18 protein-coding genes are annotated in these 15,716 nt (G+C 40.7%); 9 read left to right on the top strand and 9 right to left on the bottom strand.

Going from position 1 to position 15,716, the window contains the following annotated elements:
* Positions 1 to 102: 102 nt before the first annotated feature.
* The 5 genes from A8F95_RS01030 (at position 103) to A8F95_RS01010 (ending at position 4,709) form a co-directional block, all read left to right on the top strand.
* Positions 103 to 402, top strand: coding sequence for a hypothetical protein (locus tag A8F95_RS01030; protein ID WP_065408854.1), 300 nt, complete (start codon positions 103 to 105; stop codon positions 400 to 402).
* A 194-nt stretch (positions 403 to 596) separates the two neighbouring features.
* On the top strand, positions 597 to 1,364 hold the full coding sequence (locus tag A8F95_RS01025) for an STAS domain-containing protein (RefSeq protein WP_065408853.1): 768 nt from the start codon (positions 597 to 599) through the stop codon (positions 1,362 to 1,364).
* A 574-nt stretch (positions 1,365 to 1,938) separates the two neighbouring features.
* Positions 1,939 to 2,460 carry a hypothetical protein gene (locus tag A8F95_RS01020; RefSeq protein WP_065408852.1) on the top strand — a complete coding sequence of 174 codons (522 nt, stop codon included), beginning with the start codon at positions 1,939 to 1,941 and terminating at the stop codon, positions 2,458 to 2,460.
* A gap of 144 nt (positions 2,461 to 2,604) precedes the next feature.
* A complete protein-coding gene (locus tag A8F95_RS01015) occupies positions 2,605 to 3,942 on the top strand; it encodes a DUF2642 domain-containing protein (protein ID WP_065408851.1) in 1,338 nt (445 codons plus the stop codon).
* Positions 3,943 to 4,037: 95 nt separating this feature from the next.
* The gene (locus tag A8F95_RS01010) at positions 4,038 to 4,709 is read left to right on the top strand and encodes a hypothetical protein (protein ID WP_065408850.1); all 672 of its coding nucleotides are present in this window, start codon (positions 4,038 to 4,040) and stop codon (positions 4,707 to 4,709) included.
* Between the two features lie 155 nt (positions 4,710 to 4,864).
* Here the strand turns inward: A8F95_RS01010 and A8F95_RS01005 are convergent, their stop codons facing one another.
* The 3 genes from A8F95_RS01005 to A8F95_RS01000 form a co-directional block, all read right to left on the bottom strand.
* Positions 4,865 to 6,220: an arsenic transporter gene (locus A8F95_RS01005; protein ID WP_065408849.1), complete on the bottom strand. Its 1,356-nt coding sequence runs from the start codon at positions 6,218 to 6,220 to the stop codon at positions 4,865 to 4,867.
* 254 nt (positions 6,221 to 6,474) lie between these two features.
* The gene (locus tag A8F95_RS23360; protein WP_425414967.1) at positions 6,475 to 6,612 is read right to left on the bottom strand and encodes a SlyX family protein; all 138 of its coding nucleotides are present in this window, start codon (positions 6,610 to 6,612) and stop codon (positions 6,475 to 6,477) included.
* 17 nt (positions 6,613 to 6,629) lie between these two features.
* Complete coding sequence (locus A8F95_RS01000; RefSeq protein WP_141676202.1) at positions 6,630 to 7,034, bottom strand: hypothetical protein; 405 nt, start codon at positions 7,032 to 7,034, stop codon at positions 6,630 to 6,632.
* Positions 7,035 to 7,432: 398 nt separating this feature from the next.
* Here A8F95_RS01000 and A8F95_RS00995 point away from each other — a divergent pair, with 398 nt between their 5' ends.
* On the top strand, positions 7,433 to 8,002 hold the full coding sequence (locus tag A8F95_RS00995; RefSeq protein ID WP_141676201.1) for a hypothetical protein: 570 nt from the start codon (positions 7,433 to 7,435) through the stop codon (positions 8,000 to 8,002).
* 318 nt (positions 8,003 to 8,320) lie between these two features.
* Here the strand turns inward: A8F95_RS00995 and A8F95_RS00990 are convergent, their stop codons facing one another.
* The gene (locus tag A8F95_RS00990; RefSeq protein WP_065408846.1) at positions 8,321 to 8,623 is read right to left on the bottom strand and encodes a hypothetical protein; all 303 of its coding nucleotides are present in this window, start codon (positions 8,621 to 8,623) and stop codon (positions 8,321 to 8,323) included.
* Positions 8,624 to 8,838: 215 nt separating this feature from the next.
* On the opposite strand from A8F95_RS00990, the gene A8F95_RS00985 reads away from it, so the two are divergent.
* Positions 8,839 to 9,129 carry a hypothetical protein gene (locus tag A8F95_RS00985; protein ID WP_065408845.1) on the top strand — a complete coding sequence of 97 codons (291 nt, stop codon included), beginning with the start codon at positions 8,839 to 8,841 and terminating at the stop codon, positions 9,127 to 9,129.
* A 207-nt stretch (positions 9,130 to 9,336) separates the two neighbouring features.
* Here A8F95_RS00985 and A8F95_RS00980 read toward each other — a convergent pair whose 3' ends face one another.
* The 5 genes from A8F95_RS00980 to A8F95_RS00960 are packed head-to-tail and all read right to left on the bottom strand — an operon-like array spanning position 9,337 to position 13,292.
* Complete coding sequence (locus A8F95_RS00980; protein ID WP_065408844.1) at positions 9,337 to 9,603, bottom strand: hypothetical protein; 267 nt, start codon at positions 9,601 to 9,603, stop codon at positions 9,337 to 9,339.
* Positions 9,557 to 10,117, bottom strand: a complete 561-nt coding sequence (locus A8F95_RS00975) for a GNAT family N-acetyltransferase (protein WP_095407417.1) — start codon at positions 10,115 to 10,117, stop codon at positions 9,557 to 9,559. The genes A8F95_RS00980 and A8F95_RS00975 overlap by 47 nt, the downstream gene beginning before the upstream one ends.
* Positions 10,118 to 10,144: 27 nt before the next feature.
* Positions 10,145 to 11,230, bottom strand: a complete 1,086-nt coding sequence (locus A8F95_RS00970) for an acetyl-CoA C-acyltransferase (RefSeq protein WP_065408843.1) — start codon at positions 11,228 to 11,230, stop codon at positions 10,145 to 10,147.
* A 4-nt stretch (positions 11,231 to 11,234) separates the two neighbouring features.
* Positions 11,235 to 12,698 (bottom strand): AMP-binding protein, encoded by a 1,464-nt coding sequence (locus A8F95_RS00965; RefSeq protein WP_065408842.1) that lies wholly within the window; start codon positions 12,696 to 12,698, stop codon positions 11,235 to 11,237.
* Positions 12,699 to 12,737: 39 nt separating this feature from the next.
* Positions 12,738 to 13,292: a biotin transporter BioY gene (locus A8F95_RS00960; protein WP_065408841.1), complete on the bottom strand. Its 555-nt coding sequence runs from the start codon at positions 13,290 to 13,292 to the stop codon at positions 12,738 to 12,740.
* A gap of 229 nt (positions 13,293 to 13,521) precedes the next feature.
* Between A8F95_RS00960 and A8F95_RS00955 the strand changes: the two genes are divergently transcribed.
* Together A8F95_RS00955 and A8F95_RS00950 are read left to right on the top strand one after the other, a co-directional pair.
* A complete protein-coding gene (locus A8F95_RS00955; RefSeq protein WP_065408840.1) occupies positions 13,522 to 14,397 on the top strand; it encodes a TetR/AcrR family transcriptional regulator in 876 nt (291 codons plus the stop codon).
* 44 nt (positions 14,398 to 14,441) lie between these two features.
* Positions 14,442 to 15,662, top strand: coding sequence for an MFS transporter (locus A8F95_RS00950; protein ID WP_065409413.1), 1,221 nt, complete (start codon positions 14,442 to 14,444; stop codon positions 15,660 to 15,662).
* Positions 15,663 to 15,716: the final 54 nt, after the last annotated feature.

Raw genomic sequence — 15,716 nt, 5'->3', positions numbered from 1 at the left:
AACACTGTCTGGAGGCTATATGAATGAAGCTGCCCCCGATACCGGAGCAGCTTCTCGTTTGGAATTATCGTCCCCATCCTCCTGGATAAGAGGGGAATTGTTGTGAATAATAGGGATATTGTGATTGATAAGAGTAAGGCGAATACATCGGCCTTGGTCTTGGTCTCGGATAAGAAGAGTGAGAATATGGATATTGCTGCATGTGGTATGGCTGCATTTGAGATGGATACTGTTGCATATGATATGGCTGCATCTGATATGGATACTGCTGCATATCGTATGGCTGCATTTGAGATGGATATTGTTGCATTTGGTACGGTTGCATATGATATGGCTGCATTGAGTATGGCTGTTGTCTCTCATCTTCCAGATCAATGTTACTTAATTCTTCTTCAGCAATAAACGGCTCATCTTCAAAATTAAAATTTTGGAAATGCAAAATAATGCCCTCCTTTGTTTTTGCCTGCCCTTTACCTTATGCAGTCTATTTGTGATATGTGTCCGTCCTATTCAAATAAGCCCCTCCTCTACTATACTCTTTAACGAAAAGATCTATGTTACAATGGGTGAACAACATCTAAAGAAGGTGAAAACGAATGAACGCGATTGGCCAAATCCCAGTAGATATTTCTCTTCTGCATGCTTTAAACAGCTTAGGTGAAAACATAATTATTGCTGATAAGCATTATACGATACGCTGGATGAATGCAAAAGCAGCCGGTTTATTGTCTGTAGTAGCTCCTTTATACGGCTTGTTAGATGCAAAGGATATGATTGGACAAAAAATGGACGTATTTCACGCCCAGCCAGAAACCCAGCGAAAGATCATGAACGATCTAACAGAAAGCCATCAAGCCCGCATTACAATTCGTGATCGTTATGTTGCTGATATCATCGTCACAGCTATAAAAAATGATGAGAACGAAGTGACAGGCTATGTTGTTATTCTAAGGGATGTAACGACAAAAGCGGAAGAAGAGGAAAGAAACGAAAAGCTTATTCAGGCGCTGTCTGTCCCCATTTTGAAAATATGGAAAAAAACAATTGCTCTGCCTCTCATTGGAGAAATTGATACTGCTCGCGCAGATCGACTTCTTACTTCTGTCTTAAAGGAATGTGCAACTCATAATATTCAGTTTGCTTTAATAGACTTAAGCGGTTTATACAGCTTCGACGAAGGAATTAGGGAGCACTTACAAAAATTAAATGATTGTTTAAATTTAATTGGAACGCAATGTATTATCGTCGGCATCACTCCTAAGTTGGCTATGTCAATTGGTGAGTTAAATATTCGCATTCCAACCTTCAATACGGCACACGCTGGCCTCAATTATGTATTAAACCGCCAACAAACAGATTCTTAATCTGTCCAAAGATCTACCTCCCTCTTCGAATACTTGGGAATAGCACCTTTCTGTTTCATCTAGTGCTGGCAGTTATAAAGAATAGTCCTGTCATCACAAGTATGCTTAAGAAAGTAGAATGGCAAAGACATTCAACGAGTGTATCCTTTTTTCATCGAAAGGGCTTTCTGATGAATCTTTCCTTCTGTTCTTTTTACACCCATATAGGAGGCATTATCTGATGCACTCCTCCCCTTCCTCTTATCCTAAATTCATAAAAATCCGCATGTTTCTAATCTTTTCCTCCTCTTTATTTACATTAGCTTAGGCACACACCTTTGGCTGTTAAAAAGCAGGCATGGAATGAGAGTCCTGTTCTCTTCGAATAACGAAATACTATCAGACGTGCGAAGCAAAGATTAAATCAGATAAAAATAATCTAGAGACCAGCCTATCTATTTATGTTGCAGACTCTTCACCGAGATCCCGTCAGCTTTCAAAGAACGGATATAGAAAAGCTAAATGCAACGGCACCTTATCCTCTCGCAAAACATATACATATAGAGACATTTTGAAGCAGGAGGAGAAGAGCAGAATGAATAGGGATATATTAGGTTCTTTAGTGGGCAAAGCGGTGAAAGTTAACCGCGGCGGCCATGACTCAAGAATTGGGCTTTTGCTGGCAGTAGAAGAAGATTACTTTGTGTTACTTACAAAAGAAGACGGTGTTCTTTATTACAAAGGTCACCATGTAAAAAGTTTGACCGACAACGCTAAAAAAGGGATCAATTTTGATCTTATTGTTCCGGAAGACTTTTCTTACGTAAGAGGAAAGAATTTTGAAGATGTGTTGCACTGCTTGAAATATCACTGGGTAACCATTAATCGCGGGGGTCATGAAAAGTATCAAGGTGTATTGGACGATATTAATGACGATTACATCACTGTTATTTTCAATGAAGAAGTTATTCGCGTAGCTATGTTTCATATCCGGAATATCAGTTACGATATGAGAGTGGAAGAGCCAGGCAAAGATAAGAGAGACGAGAAAAAGAAAGACGAAGATAAGAATGAAGACAAAGATAGAGGCGGTCAATGGGAAGAAAGAAACGATTAATCAGCGTTAGCCGTTTCCAACTCTATTCGTAATCATGCATCTACAAAGAGACCACTTTGAATAAATGTATGCAAGAAATGATTTATTTATTCGAAGTGGTCCCTTCTATTGAAAAAGCTTAATAATTTATGAGGAGGGTTAGAGGTGTTGAACCCTTATTTTTCTGATACGCTTAAATCACTCATAGGATATTCTATCGGTATTTTTTCGAGTAATGGCACTCTCATTAAGGGAAGCTTAGCTGATGTAAAAGAAGATTATCTTATTTTACAAAATAAAGAGGGAGACTTTTTTTACTATCATCTTCATCAAATTAAATCGATTGCCAAAAATACAAAAGACTTAAAGATAAACTCAATGAACGATGATTATCTACGAGCAGAAAAACTGCAGGGGATTTTGGAACATTGCAAGCAGCAATGGGTTACAATTAACTGTCATAACGATCAGCTCGTAACAGGTTATTTAAGCGATGTTTTTGACGATCACATTATTTTGATTAGTTCTGAAGAAAAGATTATTATGCAAACCTTTCATATCTCCAATGTTTTTCCAGGATTCTATGAAAGTCCTAAACCTGCCGAAACGGATCATTCAAATAAGAAAGAAACAGTAACACATAGCCAGAGCGAAGAGCTTATAGAAGATGAGCAGGAATTTAATCAAGAAGCAGTACAAAAAGAACAGCAGATGAATGCTAAAATTGATCTTGCTCCCCCTGCTTCCAATGAAAGTGAAGTACAACGGGAATTTAAACTAGAAAAAACACAAAAAGATTCCCAAACAAATGCCAACGCACACTCTAATCCTCCTAATTTAAATGAAAGTGAAGCACCATCACCACTTTATGAAGAAGATATAACAACACTTGAAAATCTGCCCTCTTCTGAACAAACTGAAGCAACGACAGAAGGAAACACAGATCACCAAACAGAGTTTTTGCCAGCAAGCAGCCAAAGAAAAGACGTACAGGAAAGGTCTTCTGCAAAACAGCAGTCGTCTATCATTTATGATTTTTCTGAGGAACCACAACAAAACCATCAGCCTATAGCAGACAAGGAGAACGGCTCGATAGACTACGGTCTTTCTAATAAAAGCCTTGGATTACATCCAATTACTGACAAAGGACCTTTGCCAATCTCTTCTAAACATGAAGAGAGTCAAGAACCTTCTGTTGAAGACAATCAATCATCGAGTGAGTACACAGTTGATCCCCCTAACTTAGGAAAATGTTTCTTCAGAAAAAAACGAAGTACGAAAGAGTTAAGAATAAACAAAAGAAGCGTGAAGAGGCATCACGTGGAAGAAAAGCGGCTCCCATCTCCTAGCGCAGAAGATCGGCGAAATCAAGTAAAAACGATACTCACTGCAGAAGAAAAAGAAAAAATTTTAGAATCCCAATATTATTCACTTATGATGCAAGCGGAAAAGAATTACATGGAACTAAGAAAGAAAAGGTTAGACCGGGAAAGTCTAAAATAATATAAAAATGCTCTTAAAAAGAAGCAGAAGGTTTCCTGACTGACCTTCTTCTATTTTTTGAATACGCAGCTTTTAAGCACTTGAGGAGGATTTTCGTGGTAGAGTTAATTAAAATTTATATTGGGGAACCAGTTGCTCTAGATCTTCTAGGTAAAAAAGAATTATCAGGCATACTCGTTGATTTTGGCAGTGAGGTGCTCATTCTTTATCGACAAGACGAGTATTTCTATATCCCTTTATTTCATATTCGAGGGATCAGGTCCTTATCAAAAGAGGAAGCAGACACACTAACTCAGCCTGACAAACTAACGGAAATTTCGCTTACTGAAGAGTTGTCATTGAAAAAAGTATTAGAGGCGGCAAAAGGAGTTTTTCTTGAAATAAATGTAACAGCCGCTCAGCCATTTCATGGTTATATCACAAATATATTGGATGACTACGTCGTATTTTTCTCTCCAACTTATCAAACAATGCTAATTCCCTTTCAACACATAAAATGGCTTATTCCCTATCCCCCTGCTTCTCATCCTTATGGATTTAAAAACACAATACTTCCGGCAACTTCTACTGCTAAATCCTTTGCTAGAACTTTTGCCTCTCAAATAGAAAAGATGGCAGGTGCATTTATTACCTGTAATGTCGGGGAGAAAGAAAGCAAGAGTGGTAAACTTCTTAGCAAAGGGAATCATTTTGTCCATTTGCTTACGGCAAAAGAAAGACAAATACACATTAGCATTCCCCACATAAAAAACATAATCTGTCCGTAGGGTGAAACTTGCCCTACACTGCTTTTATATGATAACCAAAAAAGAGAAAAGAAACTGTGCTTTCTATTTTTATTGTTATTAAATAAAGGAAGGAGGATTAGAAAGCGGCTATAGTGAATAAGGAGCACAGTTCAAGCAGACAAGCAGGAGATTTTTTAAAAGAAGATGATTTGGACCCAGCAGAACAATAAAAATAAGGTGACAATAGTCGTTAAGGGGATAACAATCAAGGAGACGCTTAAATAATCCTTCCACTTAACTTTGATCTTATTTTCTCTCAATATGTGCAGCCAAATAAGAGAAGCTAGTGTTCCGATAGGCAACAATAATGACCCCATATCACTCCCAATTATATTAGCAAGATAGATGGTTTTTAAGGTAATCGAATCTAATCCCATCTCTGTTAGAGTAATCGTTCCGATCATCAAAGCGGGATGATTATTGAAAAAGTTAGATAAAACAGATACCAATCCCCCCATAATAAAGGTCGAGTAAAACAGCCCTTCATTTACAATCGGCTCACAGATTTTTACAAGCGTATCTGTTAGCCCGGCATTATGGAGTCCATATATAATGACATACATGGAAAAAGCAAATATAAGAATGTGCCACGGAGTCTTCTTCAAGATATCCACTGGGTTTGTACGCAAATGATACCACCGCCATAAAAGTAAAATAAATGAACCGAGAACGGCTACTAATTCAATTGGGATGGACAAATAAGAAGCGACGAACAAAAGACAGCGAACCATGAAGACAAACAATAATAATTTCATCATAAACTTTGTGCGCTTTTTCTTTGTTTCAAATGAAAGAGTCGTTTTTAAAGGATGAAAGTTTTTCTCAAAAAAGAGATCTTCTATGTCATATAAAGAAGCTGGCAGCCTTTTAGGCAATTTCTTCTTGATTACAATGAACATCAGCCAGGACATAAACAATAATCCTAAGGTAGCCGGTACGAACATCATAGCCGTATGCATATAAAGGGACATATCGACAATTTTCAGAGCTATTAGATTGACAATATTGCTTACACCAATCGGCGCACTCGAAGCAGTGGCAATAAGTGCCCCGCTCAAAAGGTAAGGGATCTGCTGGTAGGTTTTCAAGCGAAGATTCTTTAAGAGTAAAATTAAAATTGGAGTTGTAATGAGGATGCTTCCATCATTGTTAAATAAAAGAGTCATTAAAAAGCACAACAATTGAATATACCAGTACAGCCGATAACCCGAGCCTTTAGCTAAGTTCGCAAGCTTTGCAGCTGCCCAGTGAAAAAAACCAAAGCTTTCTAATATAACCGCCATAACAATAGTAGCGATAATGGCAATCGATGCGCCGCCAATCTTATTGATAATATCGACAATGTCACCTCGTGACACGGCTCCCGTCAGCAAGATAATCAATGCACCTATTGAAGCTGGCCATGCTTCGTTCATCCCTCCCGGCCTCCAAAATATGACTAACATCGTTATAAAAAACACAAATACGGTCATTACCATTTCCAAACTCATCGATAGTTCTTCCTTTTCATTAAGATAAATTCTCTATCAAGCCCCGTTTTACCCTCTCATTTCTATTTATATTCCATTCTATAGAATACGAACTAGGCAGCTCACTAGTTCCTTAAATTATGTGTTTGTCTCTATTCTATAAGTAATTAGGAAAGAAGCTTATAAAGCCATAACTGATGAAACAAAAAAGCAGACGGAGATCTTCCGTCTGCTCATATTACTTATTTTAAATAGGTTTGTTCTTTCTCAGAGAATTAACAATCGCACTTCTTTTTAAGGCGGGCAACTTCTTCTTCAAGCCGATCAATTTGTCCTTGTTGGCGTGCATTTTCTCTATCTAACTGGTCAACCTCTCTTTCTAACCGTGCAACTTTTCTTCCCAGGCTTCTTATCTTGTCTTCTAAATCGTCTAATCGGTGGCGATCTTTATCTCGGTCTCTGCCGTGGTCTTTGTCATGGCCTCGATCTTTGTCACGGTCTCTGCCATGGTCGCGATCTTTGTCACGATCCCTGCCATGGTCGCGACCCTTGTCGCGGTCTCTGCCATGGTCGCGACCTTTGTCGCGGTCTCTGCCATGGTCGCGACCTTTATCTCGGTCGCTGTCATGACCACGATGTTTGTCACGGCCGCTGTCCCAATCATGGCCGCTGTCATGGTCACGATCCTTGTCACGGTCGCTATCCCAATCATGGCCGCTGTCATGGTCGCAGCTGCAATCTTGATCCCAATCACGATCGTGGTCTTTGTCCCACCCTCGATCGTGATCCCAATCGTGCTTATTATCTTCTTCGTGGTGTTTGTGTTCTTTTCCATGTTTTGGCATGTTCATCTCCCCTTTCATTATTAAGCTATGATACGAGAAAGAAAAAAATTAAATAAATATGATGATAGAAATATTTTTTCTTATGATGTTTTAGCTCACCAATTTACGTGCTAACTAATCCTCCTATTCATTAAAACCTGATAGACAAAAACCCTTTTTTATAACAATAGGTAGAAAAACCATGCCGATTAAATAAAAAACCATAGGATATAGTAGTCAAGTGATTGGCTCACTTTGCTTGACTACTTTTAAAAGAAAGGAGGAACAGTCCTTGAGCGACAAGTATTGGAAATGCAAGCACTGTAAGCATCACAACGATAAATATGATAAGCACTGCAAACGCTGTAATTACTACCATCATGAGGATCATAATGAGGAGGTGAAAGAAATGAGTAATAAAGACGATTTAAAACAGTTTCGATTTGATGAGCCGGTAAGTGTTCCGATGCAAAGCCCATTTAAAGTAATCCGCAGAAACGAAGAAGAAGTACTAGCTAAGATTTCTCTCTGTCCTAAGCATCACCATCACGATCATAAACATAAATGCGACTGCGACCACCATCACGGACACAAGCACGATCACGACCACAAACACAAAGATGGCTGCAAAAAACATAAATGTTCTGACGATGCAGTTTGGTTAGCCGCTACAGTAGGTTGGAGAGCGAATAATGTTCAGACTAGTGATGGTTTAGTTGTAGAGTTCCGCATTAGAAAAGGGTCTCCAAACGGCGAAATTATCTTTGCAACAAGAGATGGAGTAGGGGTAGATATTAACGAATTACGGGCAAGAACTACGAGCTTTATCCATGTAGATGCTTCTCCTTTTGGCCACAAACACTCCCATCACGACGATGACACAGAATATTTCTTGACAGCAGAAGTAGTTCAAGATGACCAAAATGACAGAGCCTTGATTGTAGGACCTGTTGTATTTACAGCTGCAGTAATCGACTAATAATGTAACAATAAACAAGAAGAGAATCACTGCTGTTCTCTTCTTGTAAGACTATTTATAATAGACTTTATGAAACTCTAAGCTTTTAGTTTTTTGGAAAGCTTGGAGTTTTTTATTGTGACGTATTTAATTAAATATATTAGGAAAACAATTAAAACAAGCAGAGCCACTTCCTGCAAAACGTACACTGTCATGCAAACTTTCACAGAAGATAATGGTAATCTTCATCACGAAAAAGCGCCCAAAAAGCTCTGCTTTTCGGGCGCCTCTTTTCTCAGCTGGCAAAAGAAATGTTGACTGATTTAACGAGTCTTAAAACTACTGTTGATTGCTTTGACTAATACCTATAGAATTAATATCTGTGTTATCGTTGCCAAGATTCGTTCCTCCATCATCTGCCACATTAATTTGGAAAGTGTCCCCCTCAATTTGGACCGCAGTCGCTTTATTCGTTTGATCGCCGCCAAACTCAAAAGTTACAGGGCCTCCACCGTAACCGCCGGAACATGCAGCATTGTAAACATTGACATTTCCAATCCAGTTATTTTTAAATGTGATGTGGACATACTTTGGTGCTTCACAACAGCATTTTTTAGCTGGCGGGTATCCTCCATTACTCATATCTTTGCCACTCCTTTCTTAATGATGTAAGGGATCAAATGAATTTGACCTTCCTTTCTTTACTACTGTATGCACCTCTATAAAAAAAGGATGGACAGTCTACCCCCTTATCTCCAGAAACTAAAAATTCCACTAATGCCTGCACCAAACCTTTTTCTTTACATTAAATAATATTAACGATGTATACTTCACTCTTGGGAAAGGTTGATGAAAGGATGATGAATGAGTTTAGCAAATTAGCAAAACTAGCGGACAAGCTTATCGAACAAAATGAAAAAATAGAAAATGAGCTTAACATGTTAAAAGCTGATTTTAAGAAGCTTGAGAAAAGGTTTAATCAGTTGAAGAATGACTCTGCTGAAAAAGCACTCTCTCTATGCTATTTCTTAAACTCAGAAGAAGGAGTGAATATTACGGTAAGCGATAGTTCTATAAAAGAGCTTTTAATTTCAAATAGCACGGATCAAATCAAAGAAGAAAGCTCAAGAAGTAACGAAGCAGATTAATTGCTTATTCTCTGTGGCTATAGTGCAGGAAAGAAAAGTTGAGTCTTAAATCTTACTTCTAATAAACTTTTTTAGGAAAAACCACCAGCAATACAAAATAGCCTGTAACCTGCTTGTTCTATTATGTATGATAATGGAACAAGCAAATCTACAAGCCTTGTGACATTTTAAATTATTGCTGTGACTGCTTAACCAGAGGTGAGTCTCTTATTTGCCTTGCTTATCTTCTTCATCATAAGCAATCAGCACAATATTCTCGCCCAATTCCTGTCTTAATTCTTGCTCCAATGACTGCACTCTTTGCAGGTGGTTTCCGTTCAGATCAGCGACGGGGAAGCGTTCGTATACACTCATTTCCATGGACTCCTTTCGTTTATACTGCCCTTTATTTTTCCCATCTGCCTTAGCATTATGCAGTACTTGTGGCTCATTTGATTTTTGAATAAATACAGGTGTTCCTGAGTTCTTCTCCATCGACTGCTACGTCATCGTGACGCAAGGTGCCTTCTAAATAAAATCCGAGCTTTTCGGGGATCGCCCGGCTCTTGTTATTTTTTTCATCACAGCGAATTTCCACCCGCCGTGCCTGTAACACGTCAAAGGCAAAATTCGTGAGTGCTTCCACCGCTTCCGTGATATAGCCTTTACCGCTTTGGCGCGTGTCAATCCAATAACCGATTTCAAACTTCGGCACGTTCCAGTTTATACGGTGCAAGCCTGTTGATCCGATAAATTCTCCCGTTTCTTTATGGAAAACATGAAACCGCAAATCTTTACGGGTTAAAAATTCAGCATGGGCCTCTCTTACGTTAGCCTCTGTTTCCTCTAAGCTTTGTTTATGCTTCGCAAACGGCAGCCAGACTTGCAGCTCCTCTCTCGAAGCATCGATTGCTTCATGCACCATTTTTCCGTCTCCCGGCATCGGCATTCTAATCAATAACCTTGCCGAATAAAGTTCACTTGGAAACTCCAGCAAAATCGATTTCACCTCTATCCCCCCATGGTATGACTTTTTTCACCTGATCGCTTCAAACAAAACGGCTGTTCCGACACCTCCGCCGCTCCCTAAGGCAGCGATTGTATAACGAGCTTCCGGCCTTCTTTGCATTTCATAAAACAGCCGTGTTACTAAAATAGCCCCCGATGCGCCATAGGGATGTCCAAGTGTCAGAGCCCCTCCCCGAACATTTAATTTATGAGCAGGAATGCCGAGCTCTCGGGCACAAGCTGCTATTTTGACAGCAAAGGCCTCATTGATTTCTATTAAATCGATATCCTCGATCGTTAAATGATTACGTGCCAGCAGCTGCTGAATAGCCGGCACTGGAGCAATGCCTGGGTAATGAGGATGCACACCGGCTACCTGGCTGTCAACGAATCGTATGACTGGCTGAAGTTGATGAGCTAGCGCGGTTTGTTCCTCCATAACGAGTACGGCGCTAGCTCCATCATGAATGCCGCAGCTATTAACGGCTGTTACTGTGCCGCCTTCTCTCTGAAAGACGGCTTTCGCTCTTTTGGCGAGTTTTTCAATATCCCGCCTCTTATAAAATTCCTCGTCGCTTCTTAAAGAACCCATTTGTATAATCTCTGGCGCATAGATCCCTTCTTCAAAGGCTTTCCAGCTTCGTTCGCAGCTGATTTTTGTCCATTCATCCTGTTCTTCTCTCGTAATGGCATAATCTTGTGCTACATATTCGGCGGCCATTCCCATATCAGGATCCCCAATATGATCAGGGGAAAAACGGGCACGAGCCGGGAACGGAGAGGTGCTTGTGCTTTCTGTCCCGCCTGCTATATATACCTTTCCTGCCCCTCCTTGAACAAAATAACAGGCCATCCGAATCGCTTCCAAGCCGGCGCTGCATTGACGGTCAATCGTCAATCCCGGTACAGAAAGCGGCAAATCAGCCTGTAATGAGGCTAAACGGGCCACATTCCCGCCAGGCCCAACAATGTTTCCTAAAATGACATCATTGACTTCAAGCTCTATTCCCTTTGCCAGGTGCTGAAGCAAAGGAGCCGCTAATTCATGTGGCGGCCATGCTTTCAGCGCCCCACTCTTTTTTCCAATCGGTGTCCGCTTGGCCTTCACAATCACTGCTTTATAAATGGGAGAACACCTCTTTTTCTAGTTTTTCCTTCAATTGTGCCCGGGCAATTTTCCCGCCGGCTGTCATCGGAAACTCATCTAAAACAAACCATCTTCGTGGAACCTTATAGGAAGTTAATTGTTCTTTACAAAGTTTTCTCAGCTCTTGCTTCATGGCTTCTCCTTTTACAACAGCTGTAATGATCTCTCCCCAATAAGCATCCTTCATTCCCACTACAGCCGCTAGTTCCACTTTAGGATGCATGGATAAGACTGCTTCAATTTCTTCAGGGAACACATTCATTCCTCCGTATAAAATCATGTTCTTCTCTCGCCCTTTTATGTACAAAAACCCTTCTTCGTCCAGGTATCCCATGTCATCAACCGTGCTCCAGCCCTGTGAATCCTGCACAGGTTGTACGCCTGTTTCTTTTATATAGCTGATACAAACTAAATCGCTTTTTACGAAAATTTTTCCGGTTTCATACGGGGCTGCCGTTTTCCCGCCCTCTGTACGAACTTCAACCTCTACACCGTAACAGGGCTTGCCGACTGAATCTGGTTTCTCGCTATGTTCATCATTTGACAACACGGTGACGAAGCTTAGCTCACCAGCTCCATAAAATTCGAACATCAGTAGATGCGGGAACAGCCTTCGTATCTTCTGTTTCGAATCTTTTTCCCATTTCGCTCCCGAAGAAATAAACGTTAAAGGCTTCTCTACCATCTCTTCTTTTCTTAAGAGAGCCTCAATCATTGTCGGCACAAGATAAACAACGGTGATCGGATAGTGGTGCACAATGCGCAACGTTTCAGATGGAGAAAACTTTTCCAATAAATAGACAGTGCCGCCTAAAAACAGGGTACTGATCGCTCCGTAGAGAAAATGAGAATGAAAAAGCGCACCCGGTATGAGTACACATTCATTTTCTGTAAGTCCAAAATCATATTCGTTGCATTTAAAACTAGCCAGCCAAGAGCGATGAGAACGGATAAACGCTTTTGGTTCTCCTGTAGAGCCTGATGTAAACCCCATGTAAAAGGGGCTCTCCTCCTCCACTTCTTCTCCTGAATAAGCGTGCATCCTATCTATTTCTCCTGATACTTTATCCCATGTAAAAACAGAGAAACGCATAGAGTCTATTTTTTTATGGAAGCTGCCGGTTGTTACGATAAGAGAGGGAGAACAAATGCGAAGCCGCTTTTCTAGTTCATGGCTGTTCCATCTCAGATCTAACGGAACAGCCGTCCAGCCAGCTGCTGCAGCTCCGGCAAATAATTGCAAAAACGGCAGTCCATTCTCCATGAGAATGCCTACCGTTTTGTTATGTTTTTTCTTTAACTCTAGCCAATTGGCCGTTTGCCGAACGAGCGCATGCCAATCACGCCAGCTTACTTCCCGATTTAATGTTTTTATCGCCAACTGCTGAGGATGACGACAGGCGTGATCAGCATAAATAGAAGTAATAGCTGACATAGATTCTGCCTTCCTTTCTACTTAAGAGAATGCGTATTTTTATCCTGCTTTTGCAAACTGCCTTGCAATAACTGTTGATTTTCTTAACTTATAGACTAAGTAAGAAGCCACCGTTGCTTTCATAAGGTCTCCTGGAATATAGACAAGACTGATTTTAATCGTATGAACAAGTGGAAGATCCATCACGAAAGCTTGTACCGGTATACCGAATAAATAAAGGGTAAATACACCGGCGGTTAAATTAACAAGTAAAATTTTCTTTAACGTTAGGACTTGAAAACGAGAAAGCAAAAATCCAAGTAAAGCCGCCACAATGGGATAGCTGAACAAGTAGCCAGCACTCGGTCCAACAAATACACCGATGCCTCCGCGGCCTCCCGATAACAGCGGCAATCCAGCAGCAACTAGTAATAAGAAAGTAGCTTGACTCATAAATCCAAGCCGGGCACCTAAAATACCACCAGCTAGAACAACACCTAATGTTTGCAGCACGATCGGTACTGGGGTAAATGACAATGTGATCGGTGGTACCATTCCCAATACAGCCATAACAGCTGCAAATAAAGCTACATATGTAATTTCTCTTGTCTTCACGCAAATTCCTCCTTATTCTCCCTATCTAATAAACTGAAAACACTGTCAGTTTATTATCGTTAAACAAATTTGTCAACTCACTTTTTATTAGGTTAACAAATCATTTTAGCATTAAGTCCTCTATCCTATTTTCATAAAATATTTCGCTTGCCGAAACTTTTCCGTGTAAACAAGAAGTAAGTGTGTTAAAATGAAACAATGGTGACTACGTGGTCAAATCAAAAACCGAATGGTTGGGATTATAAAGATGAATGAGAAAAAACGAAAAATCCTGCTCACTGCTATGAAGCTCTTTTCGAAAAAGAACTTCCACCAGACATCCATGCAGCAAGTAGCTGATGTATGCGGCATATCCAAGGGCAGCCTCTATACTTATTTCAAATCAAAAGAAGAGCTGTTGCTGGATATTTTCTCTTATTATTATCAGCTGCTAAACGATCAAATTGCTGCTTCAGCCAAAGACAGTGACACGCCGCGGGAAGCTTTTATCCGCGAGATTGCTATTCGCATTCGTCACTATTGTCAATTTCAAGAGTTTTTCCTTATGCAGCTGCATGAAATTAAAGGATTGGAAGATAAGTCGCTGAACCAATATGTGCGGCAGGAAAACGCTAAGTTACTTCGCAAAACGGAAAAAGGCATTGTCTCTGTATTCGGACCGGAAACCGCTCCGTATGCAGCTGATTTAACAGCTACTCTAAAAGGAATGCTCACTTCATATATGCGTGGTGTGATGGAAGAGGGAACCGCTTGTGATTTCAATGCGCTCGCTCATTTTTTATTTCTTCAAGTGGAAGCGGCAGCTCAAGCGCTGATCGAAAAGCAGCCGGATCCTTTTTTCGTTACGCCGCTTTTACAAGAGCTAGCGGATGGCGGTCAAGAGGAGACCGTACATCCACTCTATATTGTACGAAAAATGAAGGAGTCATCAGCTGCTCAGGAAGAGGACTTGATCGCGGAAACGATTGACATACTGGAAAAAGAATTAAGGGAATTAAAGCCGCGGCCTGCTCTGTTAGCTGGGATGATCCGCAATTTAAAAGACAACGAAGAGCTAGTTCAATTAGCGGGAGAGTTAGAAAGAATCATCGGTTTATATGAATAATGTGTTTAAAAATGAAGAGAGTGAAAAGAAAGCAGGTTGATAATATGTCACAAAAAAATGCACACCAATTCCCCCTCCTCATTTTAATGGCCAATATGTTTATCGTCATGACAGGTATCGGTCTTGTGATTCCTATTATGCCGACAATCATCCATCATTTTGGGGCTGGCGGGAAAACATTTGGCGCGCTAATTGCTACCTTTGCCTTAGCGCAATTTATCTTCTCTCCGCTTGCCGGAGATTTATCTGACCGGCTTGGCCGGAAAAAAGCGATTGTCTTTGGGTTGATTCTTTTCTCCTTCTCCCAATTTTTATTTGCTTTTTCACAGCAGCTCGTCTTGCTTTACATTTCACGTATTTTTGGAGGCATTGGAGCTGCTTTTATGATTCCATCCATGATGGCTTTTGTGGCGGATATTACGACCGTAGAGACACGGGCAAAAGGAATGGGCCGGCTAGGGGCCTCCATGTCGCTCGGTTTTGTTGTTGGTCCAGGAATCGGCGGTTTTCTGTCCACGCTTGGTTTGCAGGCTCCCTTTTTTATTGCCGGAGTGGCTGCCGCTTTAGCTGCCCTTTTATCTATACTTTTTTTGAAAGAGCCAGAACGTGCAGCTATTCCAGCAGCTGCTCCTAAGAAGCGGGATCCTTTATTAAAGCAGCTGGCTCTATCAGCAAAGAAACCATATTTTATTCTTCTCATGATGATGTTTACTCTTTCTTTCGGACTTGCCAACTACCAGGCAACGATCAGCTTATATACGAACGTTAAATTTGGGTTTAGTCCATCTGATATTTCCATACTAATGGTCGTCGGAGGCTTAATCGGTGTTATCGTGCAAGCCTTTATTTTGGATAGAGCATTGCGGGTATTTGGTGAAGTTCGTGTGATGAATACGATGCTTGTCGTCGCAGCAGCAGCTATGCTTGCCTTGCTGTTTGCAACCGGATTTGTTTCGGTTCTTGCCATATCTGCCTTTTTCTTTACGGCTGCTTCTTTGCTGCGCCCGGCTATCAATACGACCGTTTCCAAGATGGCTGGAAGCGAGCAAGGATTCGCCGCTGGTATGAACAATGCCTATATGAGTATTGGCAATATGATCGGTCCAGCTCTTGCCGGAACCCTATTTGATATAAACATGGCCCTTCCTTATATATTTGGGGCTGTTATTATTCTTGTTACACTCATTATTTGTATAAAATGGGCGCGGAGTTTAAAAAAGAAACAGAATCTGCGTCCTAACTATCATCCCCGTTCGACTCCGTAACAAGACAAAGAAGCGAGGCAATCCCAAAGGTACTAATACCATGGCATTGCCTCG

Source organism: Pseudobacillus wudalianchiensis (assembly GCF_001685015.1).
Classification (GTDB): domain Bacteria; phylum Bacillota; class Bacilli; order Bacillales; family Domibacillaceae; genus Pseudobacillus; species Pseudobacillus wudalianchiensis.
The sequence above is the reverse complement of the archived record's forward strand: the minus strand, read 5'-3'. Positions and strand labels throughout refer to the sequence as shown.